Genomic DNA, 25186 nt, shown 5'->3' on the forward strand with positions numbered 1-25186 from the left:
ATAACAGGAGCCAGCATGGGCCAGACTCGTTTTGCCAGTGGGCGTCAATTGGATGTGATCTGCCTGGGACGCCTGGGCGTTGACCTGTACGCGCAGCAAGTCGGGGCGCGGCTGGAAGATGTGTCGAGCTTCGCCAAATACCTGGGTGGCTCGTCCGCCAACATCGCTTTCGGCACCGCTCGACTTGGGCTCAGGTCGGCGATGTTGAGCCGGGTGGGGGATGACCACATGGGCCGTTTCCTGGTGGAATCCCTGGCCCGCGAGGGCTGCGATGTCAGCGGCATCAAGGTTGACCCTGAGCGCCTGACCGCCCTGGTGCTGCTGGGTATCAAGGATCGGGAAACCTTTCCCCTGGTGTTCTACCGGGAAAACTGCGCCGACATGGCGCTGCGCGCCGAAGACATTGACGAGGCCTTCATCGCTTCGAGCAAGGCCCTCCTGATCACCGGCACTCATTTCTCCACCGAAAGCGTCTACAACGCCAGCCTCCAGGCGCTGGATCATGCCGCCAAACACAACGTCAAACGCATACTGGACATCGACTATCGACCGGTGCTCTGGGGCCTGACGGGCAAGGCCGATGGGGAAACCCGTTTCGTCGCCGACCAGAAAGTCAGCCAGCATGTGCAAGGCATCCTGCCGCGCTTCGACCTGATCGTCGGCACCGAAGAAGAGTTCCTGATTGCCGGCGGCAGCGAAGATCTGCTGACGGCGCTGCGTACTGTCCGTTCGCTGACGGCGGCCACCCTGGTGGTCAAGCTCGGCCCGCAGGGTTGCACGGTGATTCACGGCGCCATCCCGGCTCGGCTCGAGGACGGTGCGATTTATCCGGGAGTCCGGGTCGAAGTCCTGAATGTACTGGGCGCCGGCGATGCCTTTATGTCGGGCTTCCTCGCCGGCTGGCTGGAGGACGCCAGCGATGAGCGCTGCTGCCAATTGGCCAACGCCTGCGGTGGTCTGGTGGTGTCGCGCCACGGCTGTGCGCCAGCGATGCCGACCCGGGCTGAACTCGACTATCTGTTCGACAGCCCGGTACCGATCACCCGGCCGGACCAGGACGTCGTGCTGCAGCGGTTGCATCAGGTCAGCGTGCCGCGCAAGAACTGGAAACAACTGTTCATCTTTGCCTTTGACCATCGTTGGCAACTGGTGGAACTGGCGCAAAAGGGTGATCGAGACCTGAGTTGCATTGGGAAGCTCAAGCAACTGTTCGTCCAGGCGGTGGAACGGGTCGAAGCCGACCTGAAGCGCCAGGGCATCGAGGCCGATGTCGGCTTGCTGGCCGATCAACGCTTTGGCCAGGATTCATTGAACGCCGCCACCGGGCGCGGTTGGTGGGTCGCGCGGCCGGTGGAAGTGCAAGGCTCGCGGCCGCTGGCGTTCGAACACGGGCGTTCCATCGGCAGCAACCTGATCGCCTGGCCCAGCGAGCAAATCATCAAGTGCCTGGTGCAGTTCCACCCCGATGACGAACCGCTGCTGCGTTTGGAGCAGGAGGCGCAACTGATGGGGCTCTACAAGGCTTCCCAGGTCAGCGGCCATGAATTGCTGTTGGAGGTCATTCCACCGAAGGATCATCCCTCGCAGCATCCCGATGTGCTGTACCGCGCGCTCAAGCGCCTCTACAACCTGGGCATCTACCCGGCGTGGTGGAAGATCGAAGCGCAGACTGCGGACGAGTGGAAGCAGCTCGATGCACTGATCCAACAGCGCGATCCCTATTGCCGCGGGGTCGTGCTCCTGGGGCTCAACGCCCCGGCCGCGGCCTTGGCCGAGGGGTTTCGCCAGGCCAGCCAGAGCACCAGCTGCCGAGGATTCGCCGTGGGCCGCACGATTTTCCAAGAGCCGAGCCGGGCCTGGCTGGCGGGGGACATCGATGACGAAACCCTGATCCAGCAGGTGCAGGGCACGTTTGTAGAGTTGATCGAGGCGTGGCGTGCTGCCCGGAGCTGAATAATGTGAACACTGAACCTGATGTGGGAGCGAGCCTGCTCGCGATAGCGGACTAACTGTTGACCATCAGTCGTCTGAAAGACCGCTATCGCGAGCAGGCTCGCTCCCACAAGGTTCTGCGCAGCTTTCAATTGCTATGTAAAAACAATAAAAGGTGCAGCCATGCCCGCTATTCGAATTGGCATCAACCCGATTTCCTGGAGCAACGACGACTTGCCGTCCCTGGGCGGTGAGACGCCGTTGAGCACCGCGCTGAGCGAAGGCAAGGCCATCGGCTACGAGGGGTTCGAGCTCAACGGCAAGTTTCCCAAGGACGCCAAGGGCGTTGGCGATGTGCTGCGTCCCTACGACCTGGCACTGGTGTCCGGTTGGTACTCCAGTCGCCTGGCCCGGCGCTCGGCGGCCGAGGAAATCGACGCGATTGCCGCCCACGTCCAGTTGCTGGCGCAAAACGGCGCAACGGTGCTGGTTTATGGTGAAGTCGCCGACTCGATCCAGGGCCAGCGCATTCCCCTGATCGAGCGGCCGCGTTTCCACACCGACGACGCCTGGCAGGCCTATGCCGACAAGCTGACCGAACTGGCCCGCTTCACCTTGTCCCAGGGCGTGCGCCTGGCGTATCACCACCACATGGGGGCCTACGTCGAATCGCCCTCGGACATCGACAAACTGATGGCCCTGACCGGCAGTGAGGTCGGCCTGCTGTTCGACTCGGGTCACTGCTATATGGGCGGTGGCGAGCCGCTACAGGTCTTGCGCAAGCACATCGAGCGGGTCTGTCATGTGCACTTCAAGGATGTGCGCAAGCCGGTGGTGCAACTGGCGCGCAACCATCTCTGGAGCTTCCCGGATTGCATCGTCAACGGCACCTTCACCGTGCCGGGGGACGGCGACATTGATTTCGCCGCGTTGCTGGACGTCCTGCTGGCCGCCGATTACCAGGGCTGGTTGGTGGTGGAAGCCGAGCAGGATCCGGCCGTGGCGCCGAGTTATGCCTACGCCAAAAAAGGTTACGACACCTTGCGCGCCTTGCTGCAGGAAAGGAGTTCGTCATGAGTCTGTTGATCAAGAACCAGCCCGGTGGCCGGACCATGGTCCAACTGCCCCAGGGTGAGCTGGAATACGTCGGGTTTGCGGCCTACCGCCTGAGCCTCGGCGAAACCCTGCCGGTGGCCGCCGGCGACAAGGAGTTGTGCCTGGTGCTACTCAGCGGTCGCATCAGCCTCAAGGGCGAAGCGCCGGGGCAGGGCAGCTTCGCCTGGGACAACCTCGGCGATCGTCAGTCAGTGTTCGAGGATAAATCGCCCTATGCCGCCTACCTGCCACCCGGCAGCCAGGCCCAGGTGATCGCCCTGAGCGATGTACAGGTCGCCGTCTGTGCCGCGCCGGGCTCGAGCCAGAACGACTACGGCCCACGGCTGATCCGTCCCGATAGCATGAAGCGCAGCGTGCGCGGCAAGGGGGCGAACACCCGGTATGTCTGCGACATCCTGCCGGACAGCGAACCGGCCCACTCGTTACTGGTGGTGGAAGTGCGCACGCCATCGGGTCACTCGTCGAGCTATCCACCCCACAAGCACGACACCGACGATCTGCCGCACCAGAGTTTCCTGGAGGAAACCTACTATCACCAGGTCAGCCCGTCCCAAGGCTTCGTGTTCCAACGGGTCTACACCGACGACCGCAGCATCGACCAGGCCATGGCCGTGGAGAACGGCGACCTGGTGGTGGTGCCCAAGGGCTACCACCCGGTCAGCGTGCCCTACGGGTACGAGTCGTATTACCTGAACGTCATGGCCGGTCCGAAGCGGGTCTGGCAGTTCCATAACGACCCACAGCACAGTTGGTTGCTGGATCTCTGAACACCGTTTGCTGCCCGATCACCCAAACCGTTTCGTATGGACACTGGAGGGATAACAAGATGAATAAGCCCCTGCGTTTTGCCTTGAACCGAATGGTCGCTCCGCGCCTGGCGTTGCCCGAATTCATCGATCTGGCCCTGGCCCTGAAAACCGATGCCATCGAGATCCGCAACGATCTCAAAGGCGTCGAGATCGAGAACGGCATGGCACCTGCTCGCGTGCGTGAATTGTGCGAGGAGCGGGGCATCAAGGTGTTGTCGATCAACGCCCTCTATCCCTTCGATGTATGGAACGAAGAGCGTCGCGCCCAGGCCGTGAGGTTGGCCGACTATGCACGCGAATGTGGCGCCGAGGGCCTGGTCATGTGCCCGCTCAATGAGCGTGCCGACCCACGCAGCGAGGCCGAGCGCGCGACGGGGCTGCGTACGGCGCTCAGCGAACTGGCGCCGATCCTGCGGGCCTTCGGCATCTACGGCTTCATCGAGCCCCTGGGGTTCGAGGAATGCTCGTTGCGCCGCAAGGGGACGGCGGTGGAAGCGATCAAGGCCATCGGCGGGCTGGATGTGTTTCGCCTGGTTCACGACACTTTTCACCACCATCTGGCGGGTGAGCAGGCGTTCTTCCCCGAGCTGACCGGGCTGGTGCACATCTCCGGCGTGGAAGATGCCCAGGCGCCGTTGGCGACGATCCGTGACGGCCACCGGGTGTTGGTAGGCAAGGCCGACATCCTCGGCAACGCCGCACAGATCGAGGCGCTGCGGGCCGGTGGCTATGAAGGTTACCTGTCCTTCGAACCGTTCGCCGAGAGCGTCCATGAACTGGCCGATATCCGCCAGGCGTTGGGGGCGAGCATGAACCATCTGCAGAATTCCCAGGCCTGACACGCCTATCAAAAATGATGAGCCCCCTTGTGGGAGCGAGCCTGCTCGCGAAAGCGATCTCACATCCAACATGAGGTTGCCTGACACACCGCTTCGCGAGCGGGCTCGCTCCCACAGGGATCGCATTCCAGACAAGGTGCAAGCATGTCCACAACACGACTGACCATGGCCCAGGCCCTGGTGAAATTCCTCGATAACCAGTACGTCGAGGTCGACGGCGTCCAGAGCAAGCTCGTCGCCGGAGTCTTTACCATTTTCGGCCACGGCAATGTGCTGGGCCTGGGCCAGGCGCTGGAACAGGACAGCGGCGACCTGGTGGTCCATCAGGGCCGCAATGAACAGGGCATGGCCCATGCCGCCATCGGTTTCGCCAAGCAGCATCTGCGCCGGAAGATCTACGCCTGTACCTCATCGGTCGGTCCCGGCGCGGCGAACATGTTGACGGCGGCGGCCACCGCGACGGCCAATCGCATTCCGCTACTGCTGTTGCCCGGCGATGTCTACGCCAGCCGTCAACCGGACCCGGTGCTGCAACAGATCGAGCAGTTCCACGACCTGAGCATCAGCACCAACGATGCGTTCAAGGCGGTGAGCAAATACTGGGACCGGATCAACCGTCCCGAGCAATTGATGAGCGCCGCGATCCACGCCATGCGCGTGCTCACCGATCCGGCTGAAACCGGTGCGGTGACCCTGGCGCTGCCTCAGGATGTGCAAGCCGAAGCCTATGACTACCCGGATTACTTCCTGGCCAAGCGTGTGCATCGCATCGACCGCCGTCCGGCCACCGCGGCGATGCTCGGCGATGCCTTGGCCCTGCTCAAGGGCAAGCGTCGGCCGCTGATCATCTGTGGCGGTGGGGTGAAGTACGCCGGCGCCAACGCCGCATTGCAAGCCTTTGCCGAACGCTTCGGCATTCCTTTTGCCGAGACCCAGGCCGGCAAGAGCGCAGTGATATCCAGTCATCCGCTGAACGTCGGCGGTGTTGGCGAAACCGGCTGCCTGGCGGCGAACCTGTTGGCCAAGGAAGCGGACCTGATCATCGGCATCGGTACCCGCTACAGCGATTTCACCACCGGCTCCAAATGGCTGTTCCAGCATCCGGATGTGCAATTCCTCAACCTCAATGTCAGCCCATGCGACGCGCTGAAACTCGACGGCGTGCAATTGCTGGCCGATGCTCGTGCGGGGCTGGAGGCGCTGTCCAGTGCCATGGGGGATTACCGTGCCGAATGGGACGGGCGGATCGCTGACGCCAAGGGGCAACTGGAGGCTGAGGTGGACCGGGTCTACCAGGCCGATTATCAGGCCGAGGGTTTCGTCCCGGAAATCGATGACGGCATGGACCCGGCGGTGTTTCGCGAGTTCATCGAACTCACCGGCTCCTGCCTGACCCAGAGTCGGGTGCTGGGCACGCTCAACGAAGCCTTGGCCGATGACGCGATCATTGTCGCCGCCGCCGGCAGCCTGCCCGGGGACTTGCAGCGCAGTTGGCGCAGCAAGGGCGTGAATACCTATCACCTCGAATACGGCTATTCCTGCATGGGGTACGAGGTGAATGCGGCGCTGGGGGTGAAACTCGCCGAGCCTGATAAAGAGGTGTACGCCCTGGTGGGTGACGGTTCCTACATGATGCTGCATTCGGAGCTGGCGACCTCGATTCAGGAGCGGCGCAAGATCAATGTGGTGCTGCTGGACAACATGACGTTCGGCTGCATCAACAATTTACAGATGGGGAACGGGATGGACAGCTTCGGCACCGAGTTCCGCTTCCGCAACCCCGACACCGGCAAGCTCGACGGCGGTTTCGTGCCGGTGGATTTCGCTATGAGTGCGGCGGCCTACGGCTGCAAGACCTACAAGGTGAAGACCCTCGACGAACTGCACGCGGCCCTGGCGGACGCACGGCTGCAAACGGTCTCGACCCTGATCGACATCAAGGTCCTGCCCAAGACCATGATCCACGGCTACCTGTCCTGGTGGCGGGTCGGTGTGGCGCAAGTCTCCACCAGCGCCCGGACCAACGCCGTCGCCAAGGCCCTCAATGAACGACTGGCCCAGGCCCGTCAGTACTGATTTGCCCCAACCCTACATAAGGAGTTCTACATGTCTTTGAAGCTGGGCGTCATCGGCACCGGGGCCATCGGCCAGGACCATATCCGTCGTTGCAGTCAGACCTTGCTCAACAGCCAGGTGGTGGCGGTGACCGACATCAACCTGGCCCAGGCGGCGAAAGTGGTGGCCGACCTGAACCTGACCGCCGAGGTCTATCCCGATGGACATGCATTGATCAAGGCGCCGGAAGTCGAGGCGATCCTCGTCACGTCCTGGGGGCCGAGTCATGAGGAGTTCGTGCTGGCGGCGATCGCCGCCGGAAAGCCGGTGTTCTGTGAAAAGCCCCTGGCTGTCACGGCAGAAGGCTGCCGCCGGATCGTCGAGGCCGAGGTGGCCCATGGCAAGCGATTGGTGCAGGTCGGTTTCATGCGCCCGTACGATGAGGGCTATCGGGCGCTCAAGGCGGTGATCGACAGCGGCCAGATCGGCGAACCCCTGATGCTGCATTGCGCCCACCGTAACCCCAGCGTGGGTGAAAACTACAAGACCGACATGGCGATCACCGACACCTTGATCCATGAGTTGGACGTGTTGCGTTGGCTGCTGGCCGACGACTACGTGTCGGTGCAAGTGGTCTTCCCCCGCAAGACCAGCAAGGCCCTGGCCCAACTGCGCGATCCCCAGATCGTCCTGCTGGAAACCGCCAGGGGCACGCGCATCGACGTGGAAGTGTTCGTCAACTGTCAGTACGGCTATGACATCCAATGCGAGGTGGTGGGGGAGACCGGCATCGCCAAGTTGCCGGAACCGTCCCAGGTACAGCTGCGCAGTGGCGCCAAGCTGTCCAATGCCATCCTGATGGACTGGAAGGATCGCTTCATCGCCGCCTATGACGTCGAGTTGCAGGCCTTTATCGACGGCGTCCGCGCCGGGCAGGTGGGCGGCCCTTCGGCGTGGGATGGTTTCGCGGCGGCGGTGGCGGCGGATGCCTGCATCGAGGCGCAGGGCAGTGGGCAGATCGTCAAGGTGGAGTTGCCCGAGCGTCCGCGTTTCTACGGTTGATCACTGTTTTAAATGTGGGAGCGAGCCTGCTCGCGATGGCGGTGTGTCAGGCGACATCAATGTGATTGACAGGCCGCCATCGCGAGCAGGCTCGCTCCCACAGGGCCGCATTTAAATTGTGGGACAAGGAGCTTTCATGCGAATCGGACTGGTGGGCTACGGCAAGGGTGGACGATTCTTTCATGCGCCGCTGATCAGCAGTTTGCCGGGGGCGACGTTCGTGGGTGTGGTGACCCGGTCTCCCGAGCGCCGCCAGCAACTGGCGACCGAACATCCTGATGTCCAGGCTTTCGACACGCTGGAGCAACTGGTGGCGGCCGGTGTCGACGCGGTGGTGGTTTCCACGCCTCTGGACGGTCGTCCGGCGGTGGTGATGGAGGCCATCGAGCGGGGCGTGGCGGTGGTCAGCGACAAACCTTTCGCCCCTGATGCCGCGCAGGCCGAGGCGATGGTGCTGGCCGCCGAGCGACGCAACGTGCCACTGTGCGTGTACCAGAACCGGCGCTGGGACTCGGACTTCCTGACCGTGCGCAAATTGTTGGCGTCCGGTGTCCTGGGACAGGTCCTGCGGTTCGAGTCCAGTGTCGAGCGTTATTCGCCGACGTCGGTGGGCAAGGGCAGCGGTGGCGGATTCCTGCGTGACCTGGGCAGTCATCTGGTGGACCAGGCGTTGCAGCTGTTCGGGCCAGTGGTGCGAATCTACGCCGAACTGGACTACCGGCGGCCAGGCCAGGTTTTCGACAATGGCTTCTTCATGTCCCTGACCCATGCCGACGGCGTGGTGTCGCACTTGAGTGGCAGTTGCCTGCAGAACGCGCCGCGTCCACGGTTCCGGGTCAGTGGTTCCGAGGGTTGTTATACCGTCGAGGGCCTGGACGGACAGGAGGCCCAGGCCCTGGCCGGTTTGAGCCCGGCCACAGAGGGCGAACGCTGGGGGACCGAAGAACATCGACGCTGGGGCTGGTTCGAGCACGGCACCGAGCGTGAGCGGGTGACGTCGGAGCGGGGGTGCTGGATCGAGTTCTACCAGCGCCTGCAAACCGCATTGCAGGGAACTGGCCCGCTGCCAGTCCAGCCCTGTGATGCACTGGCGACCACCCGAATCCTGGACGCTGCCCGGCAGAGCGCGGAGCGCCATGAAGTGGTGGTGTTAGCCACGCCCATTGGTCATGGAATAAAAAAACGAATAAAATTCTAAAATCTGTTGATATGGAAAATATTTTCTAATAAAGTCTTTTCCAGGTTACCGACATCCTGTTCCCGCTTGTGCAATGGCTTCTTAAACAAGCGGCGAACTCAACAAAAACAAGAAACACAGCCAGGTACCGTCGATGAAAACCTTCAGCCGCTCTGCGTTTCATCTGTCACATCTGCTGCGCTTGTCCGCAGTCCTTCCCCTGTTCGAATCCCTGTGCATCCAGCGCAACGGCGCCGTGGTGTGTTGCATGCCCGGTGCGCCCATCGTGCGTTTGCCCCGTTCCTGAGCTCCGACACGCCTTATCCATAAAACCAACAAGAATGTGGAGAAAGACCGTTCATGAAGACCAAGACCCGTATCGCCTCGTTGGCCCTGTCGTTGATGCTTGCCAGCGGCGCTGCCCTGGCGGACCTGAAGATTGGGGTCAGCATGTCGCAGTTCGACGACACCTGGCTGACTTACCTGCGTGAGTCCATGGACAAGAAAGCCAAGTCCATGCCGGACGGCGTCAGCCTGCAGTTCGAAGACGCACGCAGTGATGTGGTCAAGCAATTGAGCCAGGTGGAAAGTTTCATCAGCCAGAAAGTCGACGCCATCATCGTCAACCCGGTGGACACCGCTGCGACCCAGCGCATCACCAAGTCCGCCGTGGCCGCCGGTATTCCGCTGGTCTACGTCAACCGTCGTCCCGATGACCTGAAACTGCCGGCGGGCGTGGTGACTGTTGCCTCGGACGACCTGGAAGCCGGCCGGATGCAGATGCAATACCTGGCGGACAAAATGGGGGGCAAGGGCGATATCGTGATCCTGCTGGGCGACCTGGCCAACAACTCCACCACCAACCGCACCAAGGGCGTCAAGGAAGTGCTCGCCAAGTACCCGAACATCAAGATCGAACAGGAACAGACCGGCACCTGGTCCAGGGACAAGGGCATGACCCTGGTCAACGACTGGCTGACCCAGGGGCGTGAGTTCAACGCCGTGGTGGCGAACAACGACGAGATGGCCATCGGCGCGTCCATGGCGCTCAAGGGCGCCGGCAAGGAGAAGGGCAGCGTTCTGATAGCCGGGGTCGACGGCACGCCGGATGGCTTGAACGCCGTGAAGAAGGGCGACATGGCGGTCTCGGTGTTCCAGGATGCCAAGGGCCAGGCCGACGGTTCGATCGACACGGCGGTGAAAATGATCAAGAAACAGCCGGTGGAGCAGGCCGTGTGGGTGCCGTATCGCCTGATCACGCCGGAAAACGTCGACCAGTTCAAGTAACGTTCCACGCACCACTGGTTCGACCACAACAATAAGCAGGCAAGGACGCCACGCCGACCTTGCCGAGGGAGTACCTGACCATGTTTGCCTCAGCGATAGCTTCGAGCGCCCCGGCAATGACTGTCCAGCCGGGCGTATTACCTGACGAACCGTATCTGCTGGAAGTCGTCAATGTCAGCAAGGGATTTCCCGGCGTGGTGGCCTTGTCCGACGTGCAGTTGCGGGTACGTCCCGGCTCCGTCCTGGCCCTGATGGGCGAAAACGGCGCGGGTAAATCCACCCTGATGAAGATCATTGCCGGCATCTACCAGCCGGACGCCGGTGAACTGCGCCTGCGGGGCAGACCGGTCACCTTCGACACGCCCCTGGCGGCGCTGCAGGCCGGCATTGCGATGATCCACCAGGAACTGAACCTGATGCCCCACATGAGCATCGCCGAAAACATCTGGATCGGCCGCGAGCAGCTCAATGGCTTGCACATGATCGACCACGGGGAGATGCACCGTTGCACCGCCAGGTTGCTGGAACGCCTGCGGATCAACCTCGACCCCGAGGATCTGGTGGGCAACCTGAGTATTGCCGAGCGGCAAATGGTGGAAATCGCCAAGGCGGTGTCCTATGACTCCGACATCCTGATCATGGACGAACCGACCTCGGCCATCACCGAAACGGAAGTCGCCCACCTGTTCTCGATCATTGCCGACCTCAAGGCCCAAGGTAAGGGCATCATTTACATCACCCATAAAATGAACGAAGTGTTTGCTATCGCCGATGAAGTGGCGGTGTTTCGCGACGGCCGCTACATCGGCCTGCAACGGGCCGACAGCATGGACGGCGACAGTCTGATCTCGATGATGGTCGGACGGGAATTGAGCCAGCTGTTTCCGGAGCGGGACAAACCCATCGGCGACTTGGTGCTGTCGGTGCGCGACCTGAGCCTGGATGGCATTTTCAAGGGGGTCTCCTTCGACCTCCACGCCGGGGAGGTCCTCGGCATCGCCGGGCTCATGGGCTCGGGACGGACCAACGTGGCCGAGGCGATCTTCGGTGTCACGCCCAGTACCGGCGGCGAGATCTTGCTGGACGGCCAACCGGTGCGTATCACCGACCCGCACATGGCCATCGAGAAGGGCTTCGCCTTGTTGACCGAGGATCGCAAGCTCAGTGGGCTGTTCCCGTGCCTGTCGGTGCTGGAAAACATGGAAATGGCCGTGCTGCCCCATTACGTCGGCAACGGGTTCATCCAGCAGAAAGCCTTGCGCGCCTTGTGCGAAGACATGTGCAAGAAGCTGCGGGTCAAGACCCCGTCCCTGGAGCAATGCATCGATACCCTGTCCGGCGGTAATCAACAGAAGGCGCTACTGGCCCGCTGGCTGATGACCAACCCGCGGATCCTGATCCTCGACGAACCGACCCGTGGCATCGACGTTGGCGCGAAGGCCGAGATCTACCGGCTCATTGCCTACCTCGCCGGCGAGGGCATGGCGGTCATCATGATTTCCTCCGAACTGCCGGAAGTGCTGGGCATGAGCGACCGGGTCCTGGTGATGCACGAAGGTGACCTGATGGGCACCCTCGACCGGAGCGAAGCGACCCAGGAGCGGGTCATGCAACTGGCCTCGGGGCTGTCCTGAGGCGTGCTGGTAGAGACGCGATATCGAGCAATATTTCCGTGGCGAGGGAGCTTGCTCCCGCTGGGCCGGGCTGGCCCTCCAGCACGAAGCGGCCCTGTTCAAGAGCAATGGCGGCGCCCAGCGGGAACGAGCGCCTTCGTCAAAGAATAAAAAGGTGGATGGCTATGAACGCAATACTGGAAAACAAACCCACGGCCGCTCCGGCCAGGACGCGCCGGCGGTTGCCGACGGAACTGAGTATCTTCCTGGTACTGATCGGCATTGGCCTGGTGTTCGAGCTGTTCGGCTGGATCATGCGCGACCAGAGCTTCCTGATGAACTCCCAGCGCCTGGTCCTGATGATCCTGCAGGTGTCGATCATCGGCCTGCTGGCCATCGGCGTGACCCAGGTGATCATCACCACCGGTATCGACCTGTCGTCCGGTTCCGTGCTGGCGCTGTCGGCGATGATTGCTGCCAGCCTGGCCCAGACCTCGGACTTCGCCCGAGCGGTGTTCCCGTCGCTGACTGACTTGCCGGTCTGGATCCCGGTGGTGGCCGGGCTGGGCGTGGGACTGCTGGCCGGGGCGATCAACGGCAGTATCATCGCCATCACCGGCATTCCGCCCTTTATCGCGACGCTCGGCATGATGGTGTCGGCCCGGGGCCTGGCGCGTTACTACACCGAAGGTCAGCCGGTGAGCATGTTGTCGGATTCCTACACCGCCATCGGGCATGGCGCCATGCCGGTGATCATCTTCCTGGTGGTGGCGGTGATTTTCCATATCGCCCTGCGCTACACCAAGTACGGCAAATACACCTATGCCATCGGCGGCAACATGCAGGCGGCGCGTACCTCGGGGATCAACGTCAAGCGGCATCTGGTCATTGTCTACAGCATCGCCGGGCTGCTGGCCGGCCTCGCCGGAGTGGTGGCCTCGGCGCGGGCCGCGACCGGACAGGCCGGCATGGGCATGTCCTATGAGCTGGATGCGATTGCCGCAGCCGTGATCGGCGGCACCAGCCTGGCCGGTGGTGTAGGGCGCATCACCGGGACGGTGATCGGGGCGCTGATTCTTGGCGTCATGGCCAGCGGCTTCACCTTCGTGGGTGTCGATGCCTACATCCAGGACATCATCAAGGGGCTGATCATTGTGGTCGCGGTGGTCATCGACCAGTACCGCAACAAGCGCAAACTCAAGCGTTAACGATTGCCCTGTTGCGACAAAGCGCCACGCCTGACCCGCGTGGCGTTGCCATTTGTCTTCTTAATACAGCCATTACACCGAATTTCTTGTTATAAACGCACTCCGATGACCGCCAGAAGCCTGTCAGAGAACATTTGAAGGGGTTGTCGGACATTTTCCCATGTTTTCGGTTGCTGAGGCCTCGACTCGGCCTTAGACTGCCGCCCCTCGTAAATTGAGTGCCGGGTGGCGCTTGGAATAGACGGCGCCTTCCTGACGAGCGTGGCAGCTGCGCTGCGGGACGCTCCATAATTCGCCTTAATGCACGTTTTTTTATAGAGATATCAATGACAAAGGAAAAGTTGCTGGCCATGCCGGCGGATGACTACATGAACGCCGAGCAGCTGGCTTTCTTCACCAAGCTGTTGCAGAACATGAAAGTCGAAACCCACGAGCGCATCGAACAGAACCGAATCGCCATTGAAAGCCTGGATTCCCCGGCTGACCCGGCCGACGCTGCTTCCGTAGAAGAAGAGCGTACCTGGCTGGTCAACGCCATCGATCGTGACCAGCGCATGCTGCCCCAGCTGGAGCAGGCCCTGGACCGTATCAACGACGAAAGCTTCGGCTGGTGCGACGACAGCGGCGAGCCGATCGGCCTCAAGCGCCTGCTGATCAGCCCGACCACCAAGTACTGCATCGAAGCTCAGGAACGTCACGAGCAGATCGACAAGCACCAGCGCCAGGCCTGATCCTCGACCTGCCATTCGCGATACCGAAGGCTGCATAGACCTTGGGCGAGGGAGCTTGCTCCCGCCAAGTTGCGTAGCGGCCTTCGAAAAATCTCTACACCTGCGTTGATCTGCTGCAAGAACGCGACTAATGGACCATGGATAATGGCTCGGTAGTGGCGTTTAATGCTGACATAACAACGAGAAGTGTGGTGACGAACATGGCGACAGACGGATCTCTGGCGGCGGTGCCTGCCTCGGTATCTGCTACAAAAAGCACGGCGCGCTGGCTGACGCCGACCTTGCAGAGTCTTGCCCTGACCTTGCTGCTGTGCGGCATTGTGCTGGGAGGCTGGTCGCTGTACTTGGGCCTGCCCCTGGCGATGCTGATCGTCTGGTTGCCGCGCCTGCGCTCGCGTCTGGTTACAGCACCGCAATCCTCGCCTGGCTCTGGCTCATTGGCCGAGCTGACCCGTGACCTGTCCTACACCACCAGTCATAACGCGTTGTCGGCCGCCGGTGTCGCCTATTCGGTCAGGCAACTGGCCGGCAAGGTCCAGTCGCAACTCGATGCGGCGGCGCAGATTGTCAGCAATGCCGAAGCGATGATCGTCACCGAACAGGCCACCTCTCAACTCAGCCAGCAGGCCCTGGGGGCTGCCAGCGAAGCCCATCGCAGCAGCGTTGCCGGGCGCAGCGAACTGGTGGAGTCCATCAGCCGCATGCACCAGCTCAGCCAGCGGGCAAACGACAGCCGCGAGCTGATCGAAGCGTTGAGCGTGCGCAGCGACGAGATCCAGCGGGTCAGCCTGGTGATTCAGTCGATCGCCAGCCAGACCAACCTGCTGGCGTTGAACGCGGCCATCGAAGCGGCGCGGGCCGGCGAGCATGGCCGTGGGTTCGCGGTGGTGGCCGATGAAGTCCGTGGCCTGGCGGGGCGCACGGCGGCGGCGACCGGCGAGGTCGGGGTCATGGTGGCGGACATCCAGCAGCGCACCGCCCAGGTGGTCGAGCAGATCCGCCAGTTGGCCGCCGATCTGGACAGCGGTGTGCAGCAGGTCGAGCACACGGGCCAGCATCTGGAGAACATTGCCCGGCTCGCGGCTGGTGTCGAAACCCAGGTCAGCGCCATCGCCCAGGGCACCGACACCAACCGCGAGCAACTCGACAGCCTGTTCCACGCCATCGAGCAGATGCGCAGCGACCTGTCCATCAGCGACCAGCAGACTCAACGTCTGGCCGAGGCGGCCGTGCAGATGGAAGGCCAGGCTGAAACCATCAGCGAGCGCCTGGCCGAGGTGGGTCTCGACGATTATCACCAGCGTGTCTACGACCTGGCGCGTGAAGGCGCGAGTCAGATCGCCGCGCAATTCGAGGCGGATATCGATCAGGGGCGTATCAGTCTGGAGGATCTGTTCGATCGTAACTACCAGGCCATCCCCAATACCCATCCCGCCAAGTTCCAGACCCGTTTCGACCGTTATACCGATCAGGTCCTGCCGGCCATCCAGGAACCTTTGCTCGCCCGGCACGAAGGCCTGGTGTTTGCGATTGCCTGCACCCAGCAGGGGTATGTGCCGACCCACAACAAAGTCTTCAGCCAGCCGTTGACCGGCGACCCCGCCGTTGACACGCTGAACAACCGTACCAAGCGCAAGTTCTCCGATCGGACCGGGATTCGATGCGGCAGTCACCAGCAGCCGGTGCTATTGCAGACCTACACCCGCGACACGGGCGAGCTGATGCATGACCTGTCCGTGCCCATCATGCTCAAGGGCCGCCACTGGGGTGGGTTGCGGTTGGGCTATAAACCCGAGAAGCCGCGCTAGGCTATCCATTTGGATAGGCCAGGCCCACCGCTGATCGCGAGCAGGCTCGCTCCCACAGGGGATTTGTGGTGTTCGCGGATCTTGCGGCCACCGAAGGCCACTGTGGGAGCGAGCCTGCTCGCGATAGCGGTGGACCAGCTTGCATCGATACCGGGAAGTGCCACCGCCATCGCGAGCAAGCCCGGATGCTGTCGAGCCGCTATTTACCGTCGTGCAGGCGCACGTTCAGTTGATCCACCAACACCGCTTCTTCGCCATCGGCGAGCAGCCATTCCCGTAGCAGGTCCTTCTGCTGATCCGACCAGAAGTCGGCCTCCACCAGTTTTGTTTCCGGGGCCAGGGGGTGTGCCACGATGAAGTTGTCGATGGCTTTGTCATCCGAGGGCAGGCCCAGTTGGTCGAACAGGGTCTTGAGTTCGTGGGAGGGTTGTTCCATGGGGTTCTCCTTTGGGCATGCGCCGTCATGGCGCTTCGGTTGCGTCCCTTTATCTGAGGCAGGCGCGCGTCAGGAGTTCGATTATTGCTGTGTTCCGGCACTTCGCTCGAGATACCTGGCCAGGTAGCAGGCTTCGTTATGATCAGTGCGGAAACCTCTTACACGTCCAGTGGATGTTTCTTCAATATGGAAAAAACACTTACCGGCCAGGACGACCCGATAACGCGGTTGAATCAGCGAGAGCGGCAGGTAGTCGACGCCGTCAAAGGCGTCATGGGTGTTGACGATGCGAGGGGTGATGGGGTGGATCAAGGTTGTGAAAGTGCCCATGTGAATTCCTTTTCTATGGTTTACCGACGAATTGCCAAGTATTTCAAGTAGTCTCCGCACCTCCGGCTGCTCTAGAATCGATAGCGCTGTATGGACGGTTGCGCCTATCTAAAGCAATTTTTTTTAGGCTCGATGTCAGAAAAATGCTTTTTTAAGTGAGAATTTTCCCTAAAGTTAGTAGTCCCACCTTTTCCGATGCTCAGAGTGGCTATTTCCTTCAGCTTCTGACGACCTCCCGGGAAAGACGGCGAGAGTGGCAATCCTTTAGTCTTCTCTCGCCCCGGGACAGGGTGCGCCGTTCACTTCGAATTTCAGTTACAGGTCCATTGCGACAATACAGTCGGCACGGGTTCTCGTGGTCCGTCCTTTCTGCGGAACGGGCCGTTTTCAAAGATGGGGATGTTTCCTTGGCAGTAAGTAATCTCGACACGCATGCGTTATTTGTACTGGGTGACCTTCGGGCAAAACTGGTCAAACTGTTTCAGTCACGTTTCGTCTACATCACCGAGCAGACCGCCGAAGGTATCTACGTCGCCGAAATCGACACCGAATCGGCTCTCGTGGTCGATGACAAGCCCAGGCTCGAACTCAAGGTGGGTGATCATTTTCGCGCGGCGGTGTTGCCAAGTCGCGAGGGGGGCAAGTTTGAGATCAGGTTTCGCGAAATCAAACTGACGGTCTATGGCCTTGGGGAGTACGCGTTCGTAACGACCCCGGGCGGCCAGGCCATCCTGTTCAAGGAAGGCCACAGCGTGGTGACCGTGTATGCGGCGAACGAACAGCTGCAAGAAGGTTTGACCAAGACCTTGAAGGCGGTCACCGCCAAAGCCGCGAAATGGCGCAAGGGCGAATTGGTGACGTTCAAGGCCAGCGAGTGATACCCAGGGGCTGCGACCGTTTTGCTGGAACCTCGGCTACAGTCAGTTGACTGAGTTATTCGGGGGCTTGCGTTCGATTACGCAGGACCGTTCAGCTCTTGCTGCCTGGTATGAGGGACATTGCATGAAACGAGTTCGACAGTGGCTGGCTGCCTGGGCCACCTGTGCTGTGTTGGCTTCGTCATTTCCGGCATCGGCTGCTTCGGCACCGATCCACTTCGCCGATCTGAACTGGGAAAGCGGCAGTCTGATTACCGATATCCTGCGGATCATCGTCGAAAAAGGCTACGGCTTGAAAACCGACACCTTGCCGGGCACCACCATCACCCTGGAAACCGCGCTGGCCAATAACGACATTCAGGTCATCGGCGAAGAGTGGGCCGGTCGCAGTCCGGTATGGGTCAAGGCTGAAGCCGAGGGCAAGGTGATCGCCCTGGGCGATACGGTCAAGGGCGCGACGGAAGGCTGGTGGGTGCCGGAATACGTGATCAAGGGCGATCCCGCCAAGGGGATCAAGCCCCTGGCGCCGGACCTGCGCAGCGTCAGCGACCTGGCGCGCTACAAGCAGGTGTTCAAGGACCCGGAAAGTCCCGACAAGGGGCGCTTCCTCAACAGCCCCATCGGCTGGACGTCCGAGGTGGTCAACAAGCAGAAGCTCAAGGCGTATGGCCTGACCGACAGCTACGTGAATTTCCGCAGTGGTTCCGGGGCGGCGCTGGACGCGGAAATCACCTCGTCGATTCGCCGGGGCAAACCGATCCTGTTCTACTACTGGTCGCCCACGCCGTTGCTCGGGCGATTCAAGCTGGTGCAACTGCAAGAGCCGCCCTTCGATGCCGAGGCCTGGAAAACCCTGACCGACGCCGACAATCCCAACCCCCGGCCGACCCGTTCCCTGGCGTCGAAATTGTCAATTGGCGTCTCGGCGCCGTTCCAGAAACAGTATCCGGAGATTGCCGAATTCTTCAGCAAGGTCGACCTGCCCATCGAGCCCCTGAACAAGGCCCTGGCCGAGATGAGCGAAAAGCGCACGCCGCCCCGCGAAGCTGCCGAGGCCTTTCTCAAGGCCCACCCCCAGGTGTGGCAGGCCTGGCTGCCCAGTGAAGTGGCGGACAAGGTGTCTGCTGGCCTCTAGGCGGCTTGAACAATTGATCCCGAGCAATGTGTCATCCGCTGGAAACGGGCAATCTGCGCCCGTCCTGCGAAATGCCAAATTCGAGCTAGGATGAGTGTTCAACCTTTTCCAGGAGGCTGGCGAATGACGCTTTTATTGGCACGGACGCTGGTCGCGGTGTTGGCGGCCATCAGTTTGATTCATGTGTACTGGGCCCTGGGTGGACGCTGGGCAGCCGAGGCGGTAGTGCCGCAGGTTCCGGTCGAGCAGGGGCAGGTGCTGCGCCCGGCATTTGACCCTTCGGGCTGGCTGACCCTGTTGGTGGCCCTGGCGCTGCTGTTCATCGCCTTGCTGGTGTGCCTGCGGGGCGGCCTGTTGGCGCCGCCGGTCACCCATCGGGCGCTGCAGTGGTTGATCAGTGCGATTGCCTTGCTGATGTTTGCCCGGGCCATTGGCGAGTCGAACCTGGTGGGCTTCTTCAAGGAGTTCAAGGAGTCGACCTTCGCCCGGCTCGACACCTGGGTCTATTCGCCATTGTGCGTTGTACTGGGCGCCGGCTTGCTGGCGGTGGCCTGGGCCTGAAACACAACATCACCGTTGTGCCCGGGAGATTTTGTGGGGGCAAGCTTTGCTCCCACAGGTTTGCACCGTCTGATCCTTCACTGACGTCGGCTGCTCACCTCCGCCGGCACATCATCCCCGGCCATGCGCTTGCGGAATAACGCCGCCCGGGCCAGCAACAGGGTGGTCACCGGTACGGTGATGGACAGCAGGATCGGTATCAGCCAGGCATGCAGCACCGGCCCGGACTTGAGCGCCGAGAAATAAATGATCGAGGCCAGCGCCACGCACCAGGCTCCCAGCGTCGAGGCCAGGGCCGGCGGGTGCATGCGCTGGAAATAATCCTTCAACCGTACCAGGCCTATGGCCCCGGCCAGGGCGAACAGGCTGCTGAGTACCAGCAGGACCGCCACCGGGATCTCCACCCACATCGACAAATGCCCGGTCATTCGATCACCTCGCCACGCAGCAGGAACTTGGCCAGGGCAAACGAACCGACAAAGCCGAATAGGGCGATCAACAGCGCTGCCTCGAAGTAGGTGTCACTGGCGTAGCGAATGCCCAGCACCAGCATCATCAGCATCGCAACGATGTACAGGTAATCCAGCGCCAGGACCCGGTCTTGCGCCGACGGCCCCTTGAACAGGCGCAACAGGGTCAGCACCATTGCCAGGGCGAACAGGAACAGACTCAGCAGAATCGCATTGGACAGCAACGGGCTCATTCGAAAATCTCCATCAGCGGCCGCTCATAAGTGGCCTTGAAATGCGTGATGAACGACGCTTCGTCTTCCAGATCGAACACATGCATCAGCAGGATGCGGCGATCCAGCGCCAGTTCCGACCAGACCGTTCCGGGGATTACCGTGGTGATCATCGACAACGCCGCCAGGCCATTGGCGTCGTGCAGGTCCAGCGGTACCTTGACGAAGCGCGAGCGCGGCGGGCGTCGCCCGGCATTCAGCACGCCCCAGGCCACTGCCAGGTTGGACACCAGCACATCGCGTCCCACCAACAGGAACAGCCGCAGCACCACCCAGGGGCGGCGGATACGAATGGGGCGTGGCCGCAGCGGGCGCATCATCAGCGGTGCCAGGAAGCCCAGCGCCGCCCCCAGCAGCAGGTGCCCGGCGCTGAGGGACAGGTTCAACAGCAACCACAGCGCCCAGAGTGCCAGGGACAACCATGGCGCGGGAAACAGGCGTTTCATGGCTGCACCTCCGGCACTGCGCCAAGGGCGTCGGGGCTGGGGATGCTACGTGTGGCGAGCACCGACATCACATAGTGTTCTGGCGTGTTCAGGGCGTTAGCGGCGTCCTGGGTGTAGCGCAGCAGCGGTTCGGCCTTGAACGTCAAGGCGATACCCAGGCCGAGCAGCGCAATGATCGGCAGGCATTCGAAAGGTCGCAGCAGGGGCGAGGGGCGCTCCTGCGGCGTCCAGAAGCGCTGGATGCCCAGGCGCGAGAACGCGATCAACGAGGCCAGCCCGGACAGGATCAACAGCGCCAGCAGACCCCACGCCTGATACGACACCGGCGCTCCGGCGTCGGCCCCGAGCCCCAGCGGGTTGAGCAGGGCGTTCAGCAGCCCCAGCTTGCCGATGAACCCCGATAACGGCGGCATGCCGACAATCAGCAGCGCACAGGCGATGAAACTCAGGCCGAGGAAGGCCATGGTCCAGGGAATCACTTGCCCGACCACGGCTTTTTGCTCGTCATCGAGGTTGGTGCCCTTGGGCGGTTGCAGGGACTCCAGCGGTCGCGGCAAAGCATCGAGGTCGTCCTCCAGCGACAGCTCATTGGCCGAACGCGAGCGTTCGATCAACTCGGCCAGCAGGAAGAGCGCGCACAGCGCCAGGGTCGAACTCACCAGATAGAACAGTGCAGCACCCACCAGGTTCGGCTGGGCGAAGCCGATGGCGGACAACAGGATGCCGGCCGATACCAGGATGCTCAGGCTGGCCATGCGTTCCAGGCGCTGGGCCGCCAGAATGGCGATGGCCGCGCAGACAATGGTCGCCATGCCGCCGTAGATCAGCCAGTCGCCGCCGAAATACGCTGAAGCGCCGGCCTGGCCGGAGAACAGCAAGGTCCACAAGCGCAAGATCGTGTAGATGCCCACCTTGGTCATGATCGCGAACAGCGCTGCCACAGGCGCACTGGCGGCGCTATAGGCGGGCACCAGCCAGAAGTTCAGTGGCCACATGCCGGCCTTGGCCAGGAACGCCACCGCGAGGATCGCCGCCCCCGCATGCAGCAGGCCGCGGTCGGCTTCCGGCACCAGAGGCACTTTCAGCGCCAGGTCGGCCATGTTCAAGGTGCCGGTGACGCCATAGATCAGCGCCGCGCCGATCAGGAACAGCGAGGAGGCCAGCAGGTTGATCGAGATGTAGTGCAAACCCGACGACACCCGTGCCCGGCCCGAGCCATGCAGCAGCAAGCCGTAGGAGGCGGCCAGCAAGACTTCGAAAAACACGAACAGGTTGAACAGGTCCCCGGTGAGGAAGGCGCCATAGAGGCCCATCAGCTGAATCTGGAACAAGGCATGGAAGCTGGCCCCGGCGCCGTGCCAGCGGGCCATGGCGAACAGCAGGGCGCTGACGCCGATGATGCCGGTCAACACCAGCATCAGCGCCGACAGGCGGTCCACCACCAGGACGATGCCGAACGGCGCCTGCCAGTTGCCCGGCAGGTACACGCCGATGGACGCGGGCAGGGCCTGGTCCTGGGTCCAATACAGCAACAATACCGCGATGCCCAGGCCCAGCAGGCTGGAGAACAGATTGATCCGTGCCTTGAGCGCGCGGTGCTTTTCCCCCAGCATCAGCATCAACGCGGCGGTGAGCAATGGCAGGAGAATAGGCGCGGCGATCAGGTGAGGCGTCAGCATCATTCCCTGGGCTCCCGGCCGTCCACATGGTCGGTGCCGGTCAGGCCCCGGGAGGCCAGCAATACCACCAGGAACAACGCGGTCATGGCGAAGCTGATGACAATGGCGGTGAGTACCAGGGCCTGGGGCAGCGGGTCGGTGTAGTGCAGCAGGTCCTGGGGCACGCCGTCCTTGATGATCGGCTCCTTGCCGATGAACAGGCTGCCCATGCTGAAGATGAACAGGTTGACGCCATAGGACAGCAGGCACAGGCCCATGACCACCTGGAAGGTTCGCGGCCGCAGTACCAGCCAGACGCCGGAGGCGGCCAGGACGCCGATTGCAATAGCGATGACTTCTTCCATCAGGGGGTGGCTCCTTTGAGGGGGGCGGCAGGCTTGGACTGCTGGGCCGGCTTGTGGGCGCGCACCGACTGGTGCGCCAGCGCGGTGAGGATCAGCAGCGTCGAACCAACCACCACGGCATACACGCCGATGTCGAAGAACAGGGCGCTGGCCAGGTGAATGTCCCCCAGCAGCGGCCACTTCACATGCCAGGTGTGCGTGGTGAGGAACGGATAGCCCACGAGCATCGCTCCCAGGCCCGTCGCCGTTGCGAACAGCAACCCGGTGCCCATCCAGCGTAGCGGCCGCAGGCTCATTTGCGCCTCGACCCACTGGGTGCCGGCCACCATGTACTGCAGGATGAACGCCACCGACATCACCAGCCCGGCGACGAAACCGCCACCCGGTTGGTTGTGGCCGCGCATGAACAAATAGAACGACACCACCAGGGCGATCGGCAGCAGCAGGCGCACCAGCACCGATGGCACCATCATGAAGCCCAGCGCGGTATCGCTGGCGTGCCGTGGGTTGACCAGGTCGGTGACCACGTCCGGCGCCAACAGGCGCTGCTGCGCCGGCAGTTGCATGCTTTCCTTCGGTGGGCGGAAACGTCGGAGCAGGGCAAACACGGCCAGGGCCACCGCCACCAGCACGGTGATTTCCCCCAGGGTGTCGAAGCCGCGGAAATCCACCAGCATCACGTTCACCACGTTGCTGCCGCCGCCTTCGGGCAGGGCCCGGCTGAGGTAGAACGAAGAAATGTCGTTGGGTGTCTGGCGCGTCAGCATCGCGTAGGACAGCAGCGCCATGCCGCCACCTACCGCGCCGGACAGCAGCAGGTCTCGCAGACGACGGATACGCGCGCGCCGTTCGCTGTTGGGCCGGGGCAATGCGTCCTCGATCCGCCGTGGCAGCCAGCGCAGGCCCAGCAGGATCAGCACCGTGGTCACCACTTCCACCACCAGTTGTGTCAAGGCCAGGTCGGGGGCGGAGAACCAGACGAAGGTCACGCAGGTCATCAGGCCGCAGACGCTGACCATGGTCAGGGCCGCGAGACGGTGATACTTGGCCTGCCACGCCGCGCCCAGGGCACAGGCGATGGCCAGCAGCCAAAGGATGACGAAGACGATGGAGCCGGGAATCTTCGGCCGGTCGCCCCAGGCCAGCGAGCTGTGCAGCATCGGAATCAGCCCGGCCAGCACCGCAACCAACACCAGCAGGAATAACTGGGCCTGGAGGCGCCGGGTACTGATGAGTCGTTCCAATCGCCGGCCGAGGCGCATCGTCAGCACCAGGCTGCGCTCGAACAGACGCTTGCCGCTGAACCGACCAATGAGCGGCGTATGGGTGATCTGGCCACGCTTGAATTGCTTGCGCAGCAGCAGGTACAGCACGACGCCGCCGGACATTGCCACCAGGCTCATGATCATCGGTGCATTGAGGCCATGCCAGATCGCCAGGCTATATTCGGGCAGGCTGCCGCCCACGACCGGCAGAGCGGCCGCCGCCAGCAAGGAGCCGACCACCTGGGCCGGAAAGATCCCCACCAGCAGGCAGGTGAACACCAGCAACTCCACCGGCGCGCGCATCCAGCGCGGTGGTTCGTGGGGGGTATGGGGCAGGTCGGTGGCCGCGGGGCCGAAGAACACGTCCACCGTGAAGCGCAAGGAGTAGGCGACGCTGAAGGTCCCGGCGATGGTGGCGATGATCGGCAGCGCCAGCTCGACCCAGGCGGTGGCGGAAATGAACACCGTTTCGGCGAAGAACATTTCCTTGGAAAGGAAGCCGTTGAGCAGCGGCACCCCGGCCATCGCCGCGCTGGCGACCATTGCCAGCGTCGCCGTGAAGGGAATCAGCCGCACCAGGCCGCTGAGCTTGCGAATGTCCCGGGTGCCGCTTTCATGGTCGATGATCCCGGCGGCCATGAACAGCGAGGCCTTGAAGGTGGCGTGGTTGAGAATGTGGAACACCGCGGCCACGGCCGCCAACGGGCTGTTCAGGCCCAGCAGCAGGGTGATCAATCCCAGGTGGCTGATGGTGGAATAGGCCAACAATCCCTTGAGATCATTCTGGAACATCGCGCAGTAGGCACCCAGCAACAGCGTACAGGCTCCCGCACCGCCGACAATGTAGAACCATTGTTCACTGCCCGACAGCGACGGCCACAACCGTGCCAGCAGGAACACCCCGGCCTTGACCATGGTCGCCGAGTGCAGGTAAGCCGAGACCGGCGTGGGCGCGGCCATGGCGTGGGGCAGCCAGAAATGGAACGGGAACTGGGCACTTTTGCTCAGAGCGCCAATCAGGATCAGTGGCAGCAGGATGGGGTAGAGGGCATGGGCCCGGATCAGGTCGCCCGCGGCCAGGACCTTGTCCAGTTCATAGCTGCCCACCACATGGCCGAGCAGCAACACCCCGGCCAACAGGCACAGCCCGCCGGCCCCGGTCACCATCAGGGCCATGTAGGCGCCGCGCCGGGCATCGGCGCGGTGATGCCAGTAGCCGATCAGCAGGAACGAGAACAGGCTGGTCAGTTCCCAGAAAAACACCATCTGGATCAGGTTGCCGGAGATCACCAGCCCGAGCATGGCCCCCATGAATGCCAGGAAGAACGCGAAGAAACGCGGCACCGGATCTTCCGGTGACATGTAATAGCGGGCGTACAACGACACCAACGTACCGATGCCCAGCACCAGCAACGAAAACAACCAGGCAAACCCGTCCAGGCGCAGCACGAAGTTCAAGCCCAGGCTCGGCAGCCAGAAATATTCTTCACGGATCACGCCGCCGTCGACGATCTGCGGGTAGAGCAAGGCCACCTGAACGGTGCCGACCAGGGCGACGAGGCCTGCCAGCAGCGATTCGGCGTTACGGGCGTTATGCGGCAGCAGCGCCGCGACGCCGCTGCCGATGAAGGGCAAAAGCAATAGAACTATCAGTGACATAGGATTCTATTCGGCGGGAGATAGTGAGGGATCATACGTGGCGTGTCCCCGATCACCAACCGCGAGGGTGTCGC

24 protein-coding genes are annotated in these 25186 nt (G+C 62.4%); 16 read left to right on the forward strand and 8 right to left on the reverse strand.

Annotated elements, in window-relative coordinates; genetic code table 11:
* Positions 1-15: 15 nt before the first annotated feature.
* The 13 genes from ACODTO_RS15460 to ACODTO_RS15520 all read left to right on the forward strand — a co-directional run bounded on the left by ACODTO_RS15460 (position 16) and on the right by ACODTO_RS15520 (position 15637).
* The gene (locus tag ACODTO_RS15460) at positions 16-1953 is read left to right on the forward strand and encodes a bifunctional 5-dehydro-2-deoxygluconokinase/5-dehydro-2-deoxyphosphogluconate aldolase (protein WP_139648306.1); all 1938 of its coding nucleotides are present in this window, start codon (positions 16-18) and stop codon (positions 1951-1953) included.
* A 162-nt stretch (positions 1954-2115) separates the two neighbouring features.
* Positions 2116-3009, forward strand: a complete 894-nt coding sequence (iolE, locus tag ACODTO_RS15465; RefSeq protein WP_024780056.1) for a myo-inosose-2 dehydratase — start codon at positions 2116-2118, stop codon at positions 3007-3009.
* Positions 3006-3815: a 5-deoxy-glucuronate isomerase gene (gene iolB / locus ACODTO_RS15470; protein WP_175385675.1), complete on the forward strand. Its 810-nt coding sequence runs from the start codon at positions 3006-3008 to the stop codon at positions 3813-3815. Before iolE ends, iolB begins: the two co-directional genes overlap by 4 nt.
* A gap of 59 nt (positions 3816-3874) precedes the next feature.
* A complete protein-coding gene (locus ACODTO_RS15475; protein ID WP_489106685.1) occupies positions 3875-4696 on the forward strand; it encodes a TIM barrel protein in 822 nt (273 codons plus the stop codon).
* Positions 4697-4840: 144 nt separating this feature from the next.
* Entirely contained in the window at positions 4841-6772 is a 1932-nt protein-coding gene (iolD, locus tag ACODTO_RS15480; protein ID WP_489106686.1) for a 3D-(3,5/4)-trihydroxycyclohexane-1,2-dione acylhydrolase (decyclizing), read from the forward strand.
* 30 nt (positions 6773-6802) lie between these two features.
* Complete coding sequence (gene iolG / locus ACODTO_RS15485) at positions 6803-7813, forward strand: bifunctional inositol 2-dehydrogenase/D-chiro-inositol 1-dehydrogenase (RefSeq protein ID WP_489106687.1); 1011 nt, start codon at positions 6803-6805, stop codon at positions 7811-7813.
* Between the two features lie 136 nt (positions 7814-7949).
* Positions 7950-9011: a Gfo/Idh/MocA family protein gene (locus tag ACODTO_RS15490; RefSeq protein WP_175385678.1), complete on the forward strand. Its 1062-nt coding sequence runs from the start codon at positions 7950-7952 to the stop codon at positions 9009-9011.
* 133 nt (positions 9012-9144) lie between these two features.
* Positions 9145-9297 carry a hypothetical protein gene (locus ACODTO_RS15495; protein ID WP_162843601.1) on the forward strand — a complete coding sequence of 51 codons (153 nt, stop codon included), beginning with the start codon at positions 9145-9147 and terminating at the stop codon, positions 9295-9297.
* A gap of 53 nt (positions 9298-9350) precedes the next feature.
* A complete protein-coding gene (locus tag ACODTO_RS15500; RefSeq protein ID WP_139648320.1) occupies positions 9351-10277 on the forward strand; it encodes a sugar ABC transporter substrate-binding protein in 927 nt (308 codons plus the stop codon).
* An 80-nt stretch (positions 10278-10357) separates the two neighbouring features.
* Positions 10358-11911: a sugar ABC transporter ATP-binding protein gene (locus ACODTO_RS15505; RefSeq protein WP_175364224.1), complete on the forward strand. Its 1554-nt coding sequence runs from the start codon at positions 10358-10360 to the stop codon at positions 11909-11911.
* 164 nt (positions 11912-12075) lie between these two features.
* Positions 12076-13098, forward strand: coding sequence for an ABC transporter permease (locus ACODTO_RS15510; protein ID WP_175364225.1), 1023 nt, complete (start codon positions 12076-12078; stop codon positions 13096-13098).
* A gap of 326 nt (positions 13099-13424) precedes the next feature.
* Entirely contained in the window at positions 13425-13829 is a 405-nt protein-coding gene (locus ACODTO_RS15515; protein ID WP_024780047.1) for a TraR/DksA family transcriptional regulator, read from the forward strand.
* Between the two features lie 200 nt (positions 13830-14029).
* Complete coding sequence (locus tag ACODTO_RS15520; RefSeq protein ID WP_175385679.1) at positions 14030-15637, forward strand: methyl-accepting chemotaxis protein; 1608 nt, start codon at positions 14030-14032, stop codon at positions 15635-15637.
* Positions 15638-15836: 199 nt separating this feature from the next.
* Here ACODTO_RS15520 and ACODTO_RS15525 read toward each other — a convergent pair whose 3' ends face one another.
* Positions 15837-16073: a DUF2789 family protein gene (locus ACODTO_RS15525; protein ID WP_489106688.1), complete on the reverse strand. Its 237-nt coding sequence runs from the start codon at positions 16071-16073 to the stop codon at positions 15837-15839.
* Positions 16074-16154: 81 nt separating this feature from the next.
* Positions 16155-16403 carry a hypothetical protein gene (locus ACODTO_RS15530; protein ID WP_139648330.1) on the reverse strand — a complete coding sequence of 83 codons (249 nt, stop codon included), beginning with the start codon at positions 16401-16403 and terminating at the stop codon, positions 16155-16157.
* Positions 16404-16810: 407 nt separating this feature from the next.
* Between ACODTO_RS15530 and ACODTO_RS15535 the strand changes: the two genes are divergently transcribed.
* The 3 genes from ACODTO_RS15535 to ACODTO_RS15545 all read left to right on the forward strand — a co-directional run bounded on the left by ACODTO_RS15535 (position 16811) and on the right by ACODTO_RS15545 (position 18977).
* Complete coding sequence (locus tag ACODTO_RS15535; protein ID WP_041022135.1) at positions 16811-17281, forward strand: hypothetical protein; 471 nt, start codon at positions 16811-16813, stop codon at positions 17279-17281.
* A 124-nt stretch (positions 17282-17405) separates the two neighbouring features.
* Positions 17406-18416 (forward strand): ABC transporter substrate-binding protein, encoded by a 1011-nt coding sequence (locus tag ACODTO_RS15540; protein WP_139648332.1) that lies wholly within the window; start codon positions 17406-17408, stop codon positions 18414-18416.
* Between the two features lie 123 nt (positions 18417-18539).
* Positions 18540-18977, forward strand: a complete 438-nt coding sequence (locus ACODTO_RS15545; protein ID WP_139648334.1) for a DUF3995 domain-containing protein — start codon at positions 18540-18542, stop codon at positions 18975-18977.
* 77 nt (positions 18978-19054) lie between these two features.
* Here ACODTO_RS15545 and ACODTO_RS15550 read toward each other — a convergent pair whose 3' ends face one another.
* Genes ACODTO_RS15550 through ACODTO_RS15575 form a run of 6 tightly spaced genes read right to left on the reverse strand, consistent with a single transcriptional unit; the run spans position 19055 to position 25112 of the window.
* Positions 19055-19405 (reverse strand): Na+/H+ antiporter subunit G, encoded by a 351-nt coding sequence (locus ACODTO_RS15550; protein WP_139648336.1) that lies wholly within the window; start codon positions 19403-19405, stop codon positions 19055-19057.
* Positions 19402-19680 (reverse strand): K+/H+ antiporter subunit F, encoded by a 279-nt coding sequence (locus ACODTO_RS15555; RefSeq protein WP_139648338.1) that lies wholly within the window; start codon positions 19678-19680, stop codon positions 19402-19404. The genes ACODTO_RS15550 and ACODTO_RS15555 overlap by 4 nt, the downstream gene beginning before the upstream one ends.
* Positions 19677-20165, reverse strand: a complete 489-nt coding sequence (locus tag ACODTO_RS15560) for a Na+/H+ antiporter subunit E (RefSeq protein WP_489106689.1) — start codon at positions 20163-20165, stop codon at positions 19677-19679. The genes ACODTO_RS15555 and ACODTO_RS15560 overlap by 4 nt, the downstream gene beginning before the upstream one ends.
* The gene (locus ACODTO_RS15565; protein ID WP_139648342.1) at positions 20162-21847 is read right to left on the reverse strand and encodes a monovalent cation/H+ antiporter subunit D; all 1686 of its coding nucleotides are present in this window, start codon (positions 21845-21847) and stop codon (positions 20162-20164) included. The genes ACODTO_RS15560 and ACODTO_RS15565 overlap by 4 nt, the downstream gene beginning before the upstream one ends.
* Positions 21844-22188, reverse strand: coding sequence for a Na+/H+ antiporter subunit C (locus tag ACODTO_RS15570; protein WP_003180540.1), 345 nt, complete (start codon positions 22186-22188; stop codon positions 21844-21846). The genes ACODTO_RS15565 and ACODTO_RS15570 overlap by 4 nt, the downstream gene beginning before the upstream one ends.
* On the reverse strand, positions 22188-25112 hold the full coding sequence (locus ACODTO_RS15575) for a monovalent cation/H+ antiporter subunit A (RefSeq protein WP_175364229.1): 2925 nt from the start codon (positions 25110-25112) through the stop codon (positions 22188-22190). The genes ACODTO_RS15570 and ACODTO_RS15575 overlap by 1 nt, the downstream gene beginning before the upstream one ends.
* Positions 25113-25186: the final 74 nt, after the last annotated feature.

The sequence above is a fragment of the Pseudomonas sp. FG13 genome (assembly GCF_057809755.1).

Coding starts and splice junctions, on each gene's coding strand:
- iolG (WP_489106687.1), top strand. CDS start 6,803: ATGTCTTTGAAGCTGGGCGTCATCGGCACCGGGGCCATCGGCCAGGAC.
- ACODTO_RS15575 (WP_175364229.1), bottom strand. CDS start 25,112: ATGTCACTGATAGTTCTATTGCTTTTGCCCTTCATCGGCAGCGGCGTC.
- iolE (WP_024780056.1), top strand. CDS start 2,116: ATGCCCGCTATTCGAATTGGCATCAACCCGATTTCCTGGAGCAACGAC.
- ACODTO_RS15490 (WP_175385678.1), top strand. CDS start 7,950: ATGCGAATCGGACTGGTGGGCTACGGCAAGGGTGGACGATTCTTTCAT.
- ACODTO_RS15525 (WP_489106688.1), bottom strand. CDS start 16,073: ATGGAACAACCCTCCCACGAACTCAAGACCCTGTTCGACCAACTGGGC.
- ACODTO_RS15540 (WP_139648332.1), top strand. CDS start 17,406: ATGAAACGAGTTCGACAGTGGCTGGCTGCCTGGGCCACCTGTGCTGTG.
- ACODTO_RS15475 (WP_489106685.1), top strand. CDS start 3,875: ATGAATAAGCCCCTGCGTTTTGCCTTGAACCGAATGGTCGCTCCGCGC.
- ACODTO_RS15560 (WP_489106689.1), bottom strand. CDS start 20,165: ATGAAACGCCTGTTTCCCGCGCCATGGTTGTCCCTGGCACTCTGGGCG.
- ACODTO_RS15570 (WP_003180540.1), bottom strand. CDS start 22,188: ATGGAAGAAGTCATCGCTATTGCAATCGGCGTCCTGGCCGCCTCCGGC.
- iolB (WP_175385675.1), top strand. CDS start 3,006: ATGAGTCTGTTGATCAAGAACCAGCCCGGTGGCCGGACCATGGTCCAA.
- ACODTO_RS15460 (WP_139648306.1), top strand. CDS start 16: ATGGGCCAGACTCGTTTTGCCAGTGGGCGTCAATTGGATGTGATCTGC.
- ACODTO_RS15555 (WP_139648338.1), bottom strand. CDS start 19,680: ATGAGCCCGTTGCTGTCCAATGCGATTCTGCTGAGTCTGTTCCTGTTC.
- ACODTO_RS15510 (WP_175364225.1), top strand. CDS start 12,076: ATGAACGCAATACTGGAAAACAAACCCACGGCCGCTCCGGCCAGGACG.
- iolD (WP_489106686.1), top strand. CDS start 4,841: ATGTCCACAACACGACTGACCATGGCCCAGGCCCTGGTGAAATTCCTC.
- ACODTO_RS15495 (WP_162843601.1), top strand. CDS start 9,145: ATGAAAACCTTCAGCCGCTCTGCGTTTCATCTGTCACATCTGCTGCGC.
- ACODTO_RS15505 (WP_175364224.1), top strand. CDS start 10,358: ATGTTTGCCTCAGCGATAGCTTCGAGCGCCCCGGCAATGACTGTCCAG.
- ACODTO_RS15545 (WP_139648334.1), top strand. CDS start 18,540: ATGACGCTTTTATTGGCACGGACGCTGGTCGCGGTGTTGGCGGCCATC.
- ACODTO_RS15515 (WP_024780047.1), top strand. CDS start 13,425: ATGACAAAGGAAAAGTTGCTGGCCATGCCGGCGGATGACTACATGAAC.
- ACODTO_RS15520 (WP_175385679.1), top strand. CDS start 14,030: ATGGCGACAGACGGATCTCTGGCGGCGGTGCCTGCCTCGGTATCTGCT.
- ACODTO_RS15550 (WP_139648336.1), bottom strand. CDS start 19,405: ATGACCGGGCATTTGTCGATGTGGGTGGAGATCCCGGTGGCGGTCCTG.
- ACODTO_RS15530 (WP_139648330.1), bottom strand. CDS start 16,403: ATGGGCACTTTCACAACCTTGATCCACCCCATCACCCCTCGCATCGTC.
- ACODTO_RS15565 (WP_139648342.1), bottom strand. CDS start 21,847: ATGATGCTGACGCCTCACCTGATCGCCGCGCCTATTCTCCTGCCATTG.
- ACODTO_RS15500 (WP_139648320.1), top strand. CDS start 9,351: ATGAAGACCAAGACCCGTATCGCCTCGTTGGCCCTGTCGTTGATGCTT.